Genomic DNA, 12,653 nt, shown 5'->3' with positions numbered 1-12,653 from the left:
CCTCTCTCTACTTCACGACAATTTTTCTTATTCCGTTACTCGGAAGGGGCTTTGTCGTACCTAAAACAATAGAAATGAAAGGTCGTTAATCATGAAAAAGCACATTTTGGCTCTACTTCTCCCAACATTGATGGTATCAAACGCAATGGCAGCGCAGCTGTATCAAGCGGAAGATGGGTCAGTTTTAAATATTTACTCTCGTCTTGGTTTCAATGTCACCAGTAAAAATGATGAGCACGGCGATGCAAATGGCGAGTTTGATGGCCGTATTGGTTTAAACGGTTCACAAACCATCAACGAGTACGCGTCGATCATCGGCCAAGCGCAATACCAAGTGGGTGCCGCTGAATACGCAAACCAAGTAAACGACAAACCGTCTCTGACCGCACGTTATGTATGGGCGGGTATTGATGCGAAAGATTATGGTCGCATTACTGGTGGTCGCGTGGCATCTGGGTTGATTATGTTTACCGACATTGGTGATGTGTTCGCCTCTTCCGATGTTTCTATGGCGCGCCAAGCGAATAAAGTCGACAAAACCGCGACGCAAGTTTTCCGTCAAGATGGCACGCTGCAATACCAAAACAACCTAGGTAATTTCGATTTTTCTGTCGCGTACATTTTAGGAAACAACACTTCTGAGCTCGACTACGGTTACAACACTGCACTGCGTTATACGCTAGACATGGGAAATTTGGGTACCTTGGCACCAGTGGTGGCGATGCAGAAGAATAAAGGTGATGCACGTGAAAGCAACGACACCGATTACACATTCTGGGGCGCAGGTACGCGTTACTACCTAGGTGATTTGATGTTGGGTGCGTTGTACTCGGAAGATGAACTAGAGGGCTATTACTCACAAACCAGTACCGACAAAGTGATGGAATTAACGGCGGTTTACAGTGTAAATGACAAATGGGTACTGCGTGCTGGTTATCGTTCTTTAGAAAACAGTGATGGTGACGAGCTAGAGCTGAAAGATACAACGCTAGAAGTGCAATACAAACTGACGCCTCGTTCTTCTATCTACACAAACTACGTTGATCGTAACGGCTCGCGTGGCTACAGCAATGGACAAGAAGTCTCGTTTGGCGGTGCGCACGCAGACGAAAGCTACTACCACTTAGGTCTACGTTACGAGCTGTAAGCACGATACTTAATGTAAGTTAGCTGAATCCATGAGCTTCTTCTGTGTCCGATCAGTAGTTATTGCCTTTAATGCTGATTTGAAGAAGCTCACCCTCGCCATATGTTTTCTTCGTTACCTGTTTTAACAAACACGCCTGCATCAGGGAAGCTGGTGACAGTGTTTTCGCATTCCTTTGCTTCCACAATTGTTGCTGAGTTTGTTGTCGCTATTCGCCGACAGAATATATGTTCCTAAAGTGATCAATGAACGCTCGCGTTCTTCTTGGTAAGTGCTCACGTTTTGGGTAAAGCAGATAAAGCGGCAAAATCGCATCCGTTTGCCATTCTGGAAGCAAACTCACGAGTTGTTCTTTTTGTGCAGGTTCGAGTTTAGCCAATGCAAATTCATCTAACATGGCTACACCACAGCCAGCCAAAGTAGCATCCAACATGGACTGGACAAGATTAAAACTCAGCGTACTTTCTAACTCAATGCTGCACTGCTGTTGAGTTTGCTTATGCGTAAACGTCCACTTGTCTAACACCAAGTCACGACTTTTATAAAGGATGTGCTCTAAGTCACCAAGCTCCTCTGGCGTACTTACATTTGGTTTATCAGCTAAATACGAGCGATGAGCGATCGGTTTACAGTGTAAAGTGCGTAGCTGATGGCCGACGTATCCCTCTGGGGGAGTATCGGTAAAGTAGAATGCGATATCAAACCCAGCCTCAATCAAGTCGAGAGGTGTCTCTGTGAAGATCACTTCAACACTCACTTGTGGATGTTGCAATCGAAACTCGATCAATGTTTGGCTGAGTAACGCAGCTCCGAAAGAAGCGGACGCCGCTATTCTCAATTTTCCCGATACGATCTCGTTTGCCATGACTTGCTCATTGATCTGCTCAGCGCCTTCGAGCAGTTGCTTTACCTGCTGATAAAACCGCAAACCATCGTAGGTCAAATTAAACTGGCGCGTAGTTCGCTGAATAAGCTGCACCGACAATATGTCTTCAAGCTGTTTAAGTTGCCGACTTACATGCGCATTCGAACAATTCAGTCGCTTTGCTGCACCAGCAATACTTCGTTCCTCACACAAAGCGACGTAAAGTGGTACGTAGCTGAGCCATTTTATTTCCATACAGTAATTCTGAATCTCTAAAATCAAACTACTGGAAATAATAGAAAGCCTCTAAACTCTGTACAACCTAAATTTGAAAGGATGAGTTATGAGTGTTTTCGACACGTGGTTAAAAGGTCAAGTCATTAAAGATCACATCACTAATCCCAATATCATCGTTGGCGATTACAGCTATTACTCGGGCTTCTATCATCAAAAAAGCTTCGAAGAGCAAGCGGTACGCTACTTGTTGGGTGACCCCGTCACACTTCAAGAATGGCAAAGTAGAGAACCCGATAGCATCGACAAATTAATCATTGGCAAGTTTTGTTCCATCGCTTCTGGAGCCACCTTCATGATGGCAGGAAACCAAGGTCATCGCATTGACTGGATTTCGACCTTCCCCTTCTCTCCTGAAGACTTTGGAGAAGGCGTACAAGACGGTTTCGAGCGTGCCGGAGATACAGTGGTGGGGAATGATGTTTGGATTGGCAGCGAGGCGATGATCATGCCCGGAGTAAACATCGGCGATGGAGCCGTCATCGGAGCACGCGCAGTAGTGACGAGAGACGTCCAACCTTATTCGGTGGTGGTTGGAAACAACCAAGTCGTACGTCAACGATTCAGCGATAAAGAGATTGAAACTCTACTCAATATCCAATGGTGGAACTGGCCAATAGAACACATTAAACAAGCAATGAAAGTAATGTGTAGCAGCCAAGTCGGTGCGCTTGCGGACTACTATCAAGAGCACATTGTCGATTTGTAGATAAACAAAAGCCCACACATCTTGTTGCGACGTGTGGGCTCAGTGAGTAAGAAAGCTTAAACCGCAGCGACGTCCTCTTCTTCCAAGTTCGCCGAGACTTTAATTTCGTATTGATTGAAACGGAACGAACAACCGCCATGAGTGCGCTTTGTCGTTACCTGCTCGTCGCCAAACTGCACCGTCACGCGTGTGAAGACACGCTCTTTGGCTTCGACAATATTTTCTTCTAACGCGACTTCAAAGTCGTGTTCCGTTTGTTCTAGCTTTTGCTTTATCGCTTCAAGCTGCTCGTTGTTTTGTGTTTTCATCACGTCAATCTGAGCTTGTTCTTCGTCGGTACGTTCGGCTTTAGGACGTTTCTTAAATTCGAGCTCTTTACGAATCACATCCATCGTGCCTTCTTGAGCGCGTTTGTATTGTTCTTTAAGCTCTGCTAATCGTTCCTTAAATGCAGAATAGCGTGCGAACGCTTCTACCTTAGTGGCGGTGTCGCCTTCTACGCCCAATTGTAAGCACACCACTTTGCCACCGACTTTTGCATCTCCGCCGCTGAGCGTGCCGTTCCTACCGTTCGCGTCTAGCACCGTCAGATTGCGCCCACAAACAATATCGTTATTCATGCTGTGCACCGCCAACTCAATATCTTCGCCGGCTTGCAAATCACAATATTGGGCGTAGCTGGCACGAATCGAACCTTTGGCTTTGACGTGACAACTCTTTGGCTGGCCATCACTCACGGTATGGCCAATGATCCCTTTACCAACTTGGATGTCGTCTTGCGCTTGTACGTCAGCCGATTCAATGAAGCCGCCTACAGTAATAGAACCCGTCGCTTTAACAATCATGCCAGATTCAATGTTGCCACCGATAATCACATTCCCTTTGAATTTCACGTGGCCTGTATTCACGCCAACGCTATTGAGGCAGAGTGCGTTATCAACTTCGATGGTTTTGTCTTTAATCAGAGGCGTACCGGATACCGATGCAATCAATAGGTTTGGGTCTTGCTTGCTTATCTCGGTGCCCTTGCCTGGCTTCATTGGGCTGTCTTTTCCGGCTTGTGGAGGAATCACTCGCCCTTGAACAGTAAAACCAGGCGTACCTTTGGTCGCAGGCGTGCGGCGCATCACCTCATCGCCTACGTCAACCGCGATAGTTTCACCGAGGTTACGTAAATCAATTTTGTCGCTAGCAGATTGGCCGTCTTTGGGTTTGAGGATGCGTTTGGTGATGTCTTTAACGAGAGGAGTAAAAAGAGCGTCTTTGCCTTTGATAGGTTGCTTACCAACCGCTACAGGTTGAGAAAAAGTTTCGCCGGGTTTGAGCTGAGTGCTGACAACCAACACTTTCTTCAAAGCCAGTTTGTTGATGCCTTTCGAAACTCGCGCTTGAGCAAGGGCTTGAACAATCTCGGGGCCACGTAAACCTCGGCCTCCGTACGCACCGACAACGTTCATACTGGCGAGCATGTCATTATTCGATAATTCGACCTCAACTTGCGCGTTGCGTTTTTCCGCAATGACGATGCCTTCGTAAGCTTCGTCTTTACGTTCTTTGGCGCAGTTAATGAATCTCACGACTTCCCCCTCAACAACAAACATCCTTTCAGCGTTCATTGCGACGAGCAGCTCGTTTAATTCATTTTGATTTAGCTCACCACCGAGGTCCACTTCTCCCGGAAGACGGGCTATCACCTTGGTCTTATCTTCAGATAACTCAAGACACAGCTTCCACATACCCTTACCACTTTGCTTCCCATCAACACTTTCAGTCTAACCAAATCCGTTTTCTGAACAAACCTCGCATTTCTTATTATAGGGCTCACGTCACTAAAGAAAGTAATCCATCAATAACGGTTAAACAGCATATTAAGAGAAAACTCGATTTAACCTAAAGCTCAATCAAGATACACGCTGAAACAAAAAGGAGCTGGATTTACAGTGTAAAATCAGCTCCCAATAATTTCATTTACAGTGTAAATTTCCCTTTATTGTTTACAGTGTAAATCGCTCCAAATGTGTCTTACTTCGTCCCTTAACTGCTGCTCAACTTGCCTTCTTCCAGGTAAACCAAATTGCTGAGCACATTCAGTCCAACTACGGTTAAGAAAAAGCTTACTAATCATCAAGTCGGAAGCAGAGTTCAAACCTAAATTAAGTAACCACTGTTGAAGCCACACAGACACAGACTCATAACTGTTACCACCATCAGCATAACATTCAATTAGTAATAACTTAGCGGGATGAAGTGGACTCATTCCCAAAGGTTGCGACAATAGAGCTCGAAAAATAGGGGCTTCTAATTTTGGATAGACGTCAGCCACATTGTTAGACAACATTTCTTCAAATAGCGCCTGAGATTGGTCGACCCAAGCCGTCTGTTGGGAATCACAAGGTTTGACCATCAAGACTGAATAACAACCGCTAGCAGCATCGCGCATTGACCCTAAGCGAATTGTACGGAAGTTCGATTGTCGCCAGAAATAGAGCAACTCTTCCGTCGCACCAAAACTCGTGGATAAGTAGGCAATGTGTTTAGCAGCCATTTGCTCAAGTTGCTGCAGAATTTTTTGACCAATGCCTTTGCCTTGCAATGCTGGATGAACCGCAATTCTCATGACTCGCAGCGTCGATAGATTCGCGACATTCGGGAATCCTAGGTGGTTTGCAATCGTAATTGGGGCTAAGTGTCCTTTAGGACGACGCTTACCAAGCTGGATTTCTTCAATCAATTCATCGTCAAGGCCCCCCTCTTCGACCGCTAATATCACCCCCACAACCGCATTATCTTGCTTAGCAAAATAGAGCTGACTGTTGTCGTCTTGCAAAAGGTGAATCAAATCATTCGGCGAGGTCTGATAATGAGCATTCACCAAAAGAGCGAAGCACTCACGCAGCAAACTAGGCTGCGATATCAAATGGTTCTTATCGGCTTTAGAAAGGGAAATTGAGTCGACCTGTTTAAGTTGATGGTGCGTTAACTCCGCATCCAACAAAAACGCGTCATAGAGCCATGATTCAAGCGCATCATTCATGCTCCAGCGGATGGGCTGTGTCATGTGCCATGTTTTCATTCCCGAACGCTGTTTCTGAAGCCAATCAACAAATTTAATCGTAAAGCCCCGGCCACAACCTTCATAACCATGAACAGTCGTAGAAAAAACGAGTCGATGATAATGTTCGGTAATGCTTTTGAGCATAGGAACTGGAATTGCAGCCGCTTCATCGACAAATAACAAATCACATTCAGGTCTGCTCGATAGAAGTTCGTCAGGAGCAATGAATTGAATGGCTCCCTGCCCTGATTCTAATCTGTCCTTCCTAATACGCTGCGCATTTGGAAGTAGCCGCAAAGCATGTTGGTAAACAGGCTCAACGGCTTTTATAGATGGTGCGGTAATTAAGATTCTAAGTGGCTTCTGCTGTAATAAGCTCGCACACGCAATGCCGAGGGCACTTGTTTTTCCACGTCCACGATCAGCGGTCAAAATTAATGGTCGCTTTCGATGTCCTGTCACCACCTTTTCAATTAGAGAAATGGCATGTTCTTGTTCCGTGTAGTGGCTTTCTTTTTCTGCTTGCTTGATGTCTGGAGCCGTTGGCAATGGTTTGTCTTGCTCAATAACAACGAGCTTCTCCCATTGTTTGTGCATCCATTGCTGAGCAAAATTCGCATTTTGTCGCAGCTCAGTAATGACAATAAGAAAACCGCCGCCAACCAATGAGCCAAGCGCGGCGGTAAAACTATTGGCGTCAAAGCCATTTCGAGCATCAAACAATAGAACGTCACACTCTCTGCCTAGCAACATGTGCCCTTGTTTAGACGAAACACTGGATACGTTTTTCAAACCAAAATCACCAACAGAAAACCAACGTTGATGGCGCTGCGTTTTATGGAACTCTGACATCAACGCATTTTGCCAAGAAGCCTCGCCTTGAATGACAATACCAATCCTTTGGAAAGATTGGTGAGCTTGATGTTGAAGTGATGAAAGGAAATCAGATTGTGTCTGCATTTTGTCTATCCAACGTTGAACTGACGCAATGGTATCACATCTTTAATTTGACGCTTCTCAGATATAAAAAAACCGCCCGGAGGCGGTTGATTCAATCATCATTTGTTATTGCAGTTTGGTTTGTACAAACGCAAGAATCTCTTCCATTAAGCTGTCGTCAACTTTCTTCAAGTTCAACGCCAGGCTGCTACCTTTTCGGCTATAGCTTGCTCGACCTTTAACTAAGTCGACTTTTTCCGTCTTCTTACCAGGTTTTGCTGGTGCAAGTTCAGTAATCCAATTTTCGATGCTTTCCGTGACTTCTTTTGTCAGACGAGCAACGCCTTGAGCTGTGCTTCGCTGCCATAAAAACCCTTCGCTAGAGCGACATTTATCTAACAGCTCTTGCTGCTGCTCTGGCGTCAGCGTTGAAAACTGTTTGTGCAGTTTCACGATAGTTGGACGACCGAGATCGCCAACATTCGGATACGCTTGAAGCAGTTCTAACGGTAATGCTGCGGCTTTTAAAGCGCCACTTACCAACGCTTCACTGCACTGGAACATTTTTGCCAATGCTTTCTGATCTTCAGCTTCACCACTATCAAGCTTAGCCTGCATCTCTTTCCCTTTTTCATATAAAGAGAGCGGCTTGTGAGCATTTGCCACATCAGACAAAAACTTAGCATGGTCAGTATTAATGTTGTCAGCAACATAAACCAAAAAGTCTTGTTCAGCGAGGATACAAGACATGCGACGACGGCTACCATCTAAAACTTCGATCTTGCCATCTTCAGTTCTACGACCCACAGCTGGATATTGTTGGCCACGCTCTTTGAGTGTGACTAAAACATCAGATAAAGCATGTTCGTTTAAGAACGATTGCTCACGAGCGTTATCAACAAATACTGTTGTTTCTGTCGCAACTTTATTTGCAGGAATACGCACAAGTTCAAACTGAACAATATTTTCACCTGCAACTGCTAGTTCAATCGTTTGAGCTTTCTCTTTTGCCGCAGTTTGCGCCTCTTGCGGAGTCACAACACGACGCTTATTCGTTTTGCCAAATAATTTCGCGTTTAATTCAGACGTTTTCAAAGCCATTTACTTATTACCCCTGATTCAATGACGGCCAATTAGAGTGCAGCACACGCTCTAATTCCAGTGCGCTTTTATGAACAGCGTCTTGCGCGGTAGCTAGTGTCTTCTTACCGCCTTCAAAATCGCTTACTGTCAGATCAAATACTGTGCTGTAGGTATCGGCACAGGTTTCAAACGCACGGCTACGAGGAATAGTAGCCATCATAACTTGGTCACCTAGAAGATAGTTCATTTCAGTTAAAACAGAAACTTGCTTCTTATTGTCGTCCTCAAACATGGTTGGCATCAAGCGAACAAACTCAAGACCATTCCAGTCCTCCGGGAACATTTCATATACCGTAGGCAAATGCTGGAAGAAGTTTACTGTTGAAGCCCAATCCAGACGCTTAGCCGCACAAGGAATTAGCAAGGCATTTGATGCATACATAGCATTCCATACTAATGGGTCAACGTGTGGACCGGTATCAATCATAATGATATCGAAGTCATCAGCAATTTTATCAATCAGTTGCTCTTTCAGCAGACGGACGATATCGAGTGATGGGTCTTCAGATAGCGTTTGCCATGCTTCCGCATTAAACATCGCGTCTTCTGGAAACGCTGAAATCGACTTTAAGTTCGGATATTGCGTTGGCAGCAATACGTTTTTACGTAAAAATTCACTGTCAATTTCCACACCATCAGGCACGTTACCCAACATAATGTCTACCGCAGAATAGATATTATCATGCTCTGCCATGCTGATTTGCGGGTTGAGGAATAAACGTAGCGAGCCTTGTGGGTCTAAGTCGATTAAACAAATACGGTATCGTTTATCCAAATTTAGCGCTAAACATGCCGCTAAATGAACCGCGGTCATTGATTTACCTGTACCGCCCTTTTGGTTCTGCACATTAATAATCCAAGGTTTGTTACCTGAATTCTTTTTACGCTCATGAAATTTAGGCACTTCAGCCGCATCCATGAGCATGTGTGCTTCTTCTAACGTAATTGAATAATGATTCGCGTTGTTTTTAGTAAATTGATGCCCAGCGGCTTCCATTTTACCAATCGCGTCGTCGAGCTTACGGCGAGTTAGACCAGAACGGGTTTCCATCATCGCTTTCGACATTGGTGGGAAGTAGTTATCGCTTCGCTCTTCTAAAACAATTTCAATACGGTCAGCTTGAACCTGCTGAGTCAGCTCCGCTAACTCAAGAAGGTTTTCAATCGTTTTTTCTCTTTTCATGCCAAATTCCGTTGGAAGGATTTATAATTGCAATTGTACAGCAGTAAAGACCAAAAACAACAAAAAGGTGCACGAACATTTTGAATTACCATCACATAAAAAAACACCCAAATCGACGCTTTTATGATTTATGGTCAAAAAGATAACTATTTTTAATCAAATAATCTTCTCATAAGTGGACACCTAAACTTAAAAATAAAAAGTGTTACAGCGTCACTCATTTACAATGTAAATCAATTTTCTACCGGAACGATTATAATCTTAAGCTAAATTACGGGTTATGTTAGACCAACCTAATTTAAACGATAAATAGTAAGTAATATCGGAACAATAAAGACCTGAACACCTTGATCATGTCTCCGAGCAAAATAGGGCAGTTCCAGCGAAACATCTATGGAAGTATGATCAAGGCATGCTTATGATCATGCTTCCGTGTTAATAAGCAAATCCGAAAGCATGATCATGGAAAAATAGAGCAGAGTACGGTGTAAACACGCAAATAAAATAAGATCCATTAATCGGAAATATGATCAAGCCTTAGAATCTCTCGGAAGCATGAGTTTTCTTCTCTGATTTACGGTTGAGTGCAGACAGAACGGGGGATTGAGCAGAAATTGACGTTATAGAAGCCGGAACAATGAAATTGCTCAAGTTGCTATGATAAATCACGCTCTCATGATCATGCTTCCTGTAAATAAGCAGAGACTAGGATTTACTTCTAAATATGAGCGACTTGAATGTATTTTAATCAGATGAGTGATATCTCATCAATATGGGCGCCAGAACGATAGATATATTGGCTCTTGATCATCGATCCGAGTATAAATAACATCACCAATGCACAATATAATCATCGTGAAGATCATTATTAAATACTGCATCTGTGGATAACCTGTAAAAACATCATGATCATCGTTTCAAGACTCTTTTGATCATCTTTTCATAACCTTAATGATCATGCTTACGAATAAATATGATCATGCTTTCAGGTTATTGTTGATCATACTTTCAGACTTCTTATGATCATAGTTCCGAAACACATGGAAATAATAGTCTTATAGAACAAAAGCTTAGCGAGAAATTTCAAGCCAGATCATTAGATCATATAATCAATTAAGATCAGATTAATCAAAAAGATCAGTTATTTAAAAACAATCTTTTTTCTTTATTTATGATCTGTTTTTCTTTATTCTTCGGAACCATAGCACAACTACGGCTAGTGTGATCTGGATCTAAAATGACGGCTGATGAAAAAATTCTGATTAAAGCACCGAGAAGCCACAAAGATGGCCATCTTTTTGAGGTACATGAATCCTCTGCGGATTGGGTAGAGCAGTACCAACATTTCAAAGGGGTGACCAAAAGCATCTTAGAGTTGCTTAATCTGATCTCATTACGAGGCTTCAGCAGCAAGGATGGTTTGGTTTCAACCACAGAGATTGTGGAAGCAACAGATGGGCAACTCACACGTGCAGCCCTGCAACAACGTTTGCGCGCGGCAGTAAATATTGGTTTATTTACTCAAACTCCAGTGCGTTTTGAAGAGGGACTTGCTGGTAAAACGATGCTACATAAATTTGTGAATCCCAATCAGCTTATATCTGTGTTGGGAGCAACAAGTCTCGTTACCGACAAAGTTCGTCAGAACGAAAAACAAAAACGTTCGAAAGCATTGGCTCAGACTCAAGTAAACAAACGTTTGTTGAATGAGCACGGGTTAAACACACCTCCCACGATGAAAGATGAAGCCGATCAATTTGTTGTATCTCCAACAAATTGGGCTGGGATCATTGACCAAGCACTTGCGCCACCAAGAACTCGAAAAAGTTATCAGAAATCCATGGTGTCGATCTCTGGCACTAAAGCCGTTATTGAGACGCGATCATCCAAAAATATCATGACTGTGGATGATCTCATGACCCTGTTCGCTCTCTTCACGTTAACGGTTCAGTATCATGATCATCACAAAGATCAGTATCAGCTTGATGCTGCTCACGTACCAAACAAAACGCCGCTATACATCACTGATATTTTGTCGCTCAGAGGCAAAAAAGACAGTGGCCCAGCTCGTGATTCCATTCGCGATAGCATTGATCGCATTGAATTCACTGATTTTCAGCTCCATGAACTTACGGGACGTTGGCTAAGTGAAAACATGCCAGAGGGCTTCAAAAGTGATCGTTTTCGTTTTCTTGCTCGAACCATCACGGCCTCTGAAGAGGCACCTGTGGAGGGAAGCGATGGTGAAATTCGTATCAAGCCAAACTTATATATTTTAGTTTGGGAACCTTCGTTTTATGAAGAGCTGTTAACGCGCGATTATTTCTTCTTGTTTCCGCCAGAGATCTTGAAACAACATACTTTGGTGTTTCAACTGTACTCTTTCTTCCGTAGTCGCATGGTTCGTCGTCACACGGATTGCATGCTACTGAGTGAGTTAAATCAGAAGCTTGCACGTAACATTGAATGGCGTCGGTTCTCCATGGATCTGATCCGTGAGCTGAAACGCTTGTCAGACGGCAAAGGGACAGACGATCTTTTTGTGGTGAACTTATGGGGCTATCACTTAACGATCGAAACTATGATCGAGAATGATAAAGTGATGGATTACCAGATCGACATCAAATGTGACGTCGAAGAGGTGTTGCGTTACTCACGTGCTCGTACAACCAACGCAGGAAAGCGTAACATGGCGCCTACGCTGCCAAACCCACTTCGTAATGAGATGGTAACCCGACAACAGCTTGAGGAGCTCTCAGGCATCATAGACGGCGAATTTGAGCCCATTCAACGCAAAGCACCGTCTCCAAGAGGAAATTTAGGGCGACGCGTGAAGCAAAGAAAACATTTGGTAGAGATCAATGCTGATGAGATCACCATTACTCTATCTAAATATACCTCACCAGAGGCTCTAGAACGCAGTATAACGGCTTTGTCTGCGATGACAGGGCACTCGTATGCCTCAATCAAAGAAGAGTGCTCAGATTACATAGAGAAGCTCGATTGGCTAAGGGTAGGGGATGAGCCGATTCCTTATGAGACATTAAGTAAAACCGTCGAGCTGTTTAACACCCAGAACGATGTTAAGCATCTTACCATCGAGCGCTTGATTGCGGGGTTAGCGGTGCGTCGGAAAGTTTGTCGTCAAATCTTCGATGGTCACATGGATGAAATGGTATTTCGTGCCTTGGATGAAATGGCGATTTAAAAGTGTCGCTTGATGTGTATCAAGCTATAGGTGTGATGTATCGGTTTGAAATGTAACAATGTCTTTCGATGATAAAAAACAGACTTAACTCTTACAAACCACTGACATTA

The 12,653-nt window shown here is 43.8% G+C and carries 8 protein-coding genes; 3 read left to right on the top strand and 5 right to left on the bottom strand.

Annotation, left to right across the window (positions count from 1 at the left end):
- The first annotated feature begins 91 nt into the window (after positions 1-91).
- Positions 92-1,147 (top strand): porin, encoded by a 1,056-nt coding sequence (locus tag R8N49_RS09420; RefSeq protein ID WP_186585564.1) that lies wholly within the window; start codon positions 92-94, stop codon positions 1,145-1,147.
- A 208-nt stretch (positions 1,148-1,355) separates the two neighbouring features.
- Here R8N49_RS09420 and R8N49_RS09415 read toward each other — a convergent pair whose 3' ends face one another.
- Entirely contained in the window at positions 1,356-2,267 is a 912-nt protein-coding gene (locus R8N49_RS09415) for a LysR family transcriptional regulator (protein WP_054700560.1), read from the bottom strand.
- Positions 2,268-2,355: 88 nt separating this feature from the next.
- Here R8N49_RS09415 and catC point away from each other — a divergent pair, with 88 nt between their 5' ends.
- Positions 2,356-3,015: a type C chloramphenicol O-acetyltransferase gene (gene catC / locus R8N49_RS09410; RefSeq protein WP_042522290.1), complete on the top strand. Its 660-nt coding sequence runs from the start codon at positions 2,356-2,358 to the stop codon at positions 3,013-3,015.
- A 56-nt stretch (positions 3,016-3,071) separates the two neighbouring features.
- On the opposite strand, the gene R8N49_RS09405 is transcribed toward catC, so the two are convergent.
- From R8N49_RS09405 to R8N49_RS09390, 4 genes are all read right to left on the bottom strand, one after another.
- Complete coding sequence (locus tag R8N49_RS09405) at positions 3,072-4,751, bottom strand: DUF342 domain-containing protein (protein WP_186585562.1); 1,680 nt, start codon at positions 4,749-4,751, stop codon at positions 3,072-3,074.
- A 251-nt stretch (positions 4,752-5,002) separates the two neighbouring features.
- Entirely contained in the window at positions 5,003-7,030 is a 2,028-nt protein-coding gene (locus R8N49_RS09400; RefSeq protein WP_318189924.1) for a tRNA(Met) cytidine acetyltransferase TmcA, read from the bottom strand.
- Positions 7,031-7,135: 105 nt separating this feature from the next.
- On the bottom strand, positions 7,136-8,110 hold the full coding sequence (locus R8N49_RS09395; RefSeq protein ID WP_005374504.1) for a ParB/RepB/Spo0J family partition protein: 975 nt from the start codon (positions 8,108-8,110) through the stop codon (positions 7,136-7,138).
- Positions 8,111-8,117: 7 nt separating this feature from the next.
- Complete coding sequence (locus tag R8N49_RS09390) at positions 8,118-9,335, bottom strand: AAA family ATPase (protein WP_005374503.1); 1,218 nt, start codon at positions 9,333-9,335, stop codon at positions 8,118-8,120.
- 1,237 nt (positions 9,336-10,572) lie between these two features.
- Between R8N49_RS09390 and R8N49_RS09385 the strand changes: the two genes are divergently transcribed.
- Positions 10,573-12,543 carry a replication initiator protein RctB domain-containing protein gene (locus tag R8N49_RS09385; RefSeq protein WP_005374502.1) on the top strand — a complete coding sequence of 657 codons (1,971 nt, stop codon included), beginning with the start codon at positions 10,573-10,575 and terminating at the stop codon, positions 12,541-12,543.
- Positions 12,544-12,653 lie beyond the last annotated feature (110 nt).

Source organism: Vibrio sp. 1978, from assembly GCF_033344345.1.
The sequence above is the reverse complement of the archived record's forward strand: the minus strand, read 5'-3'. Positions and strand labels throughout refer to the sequence as shown.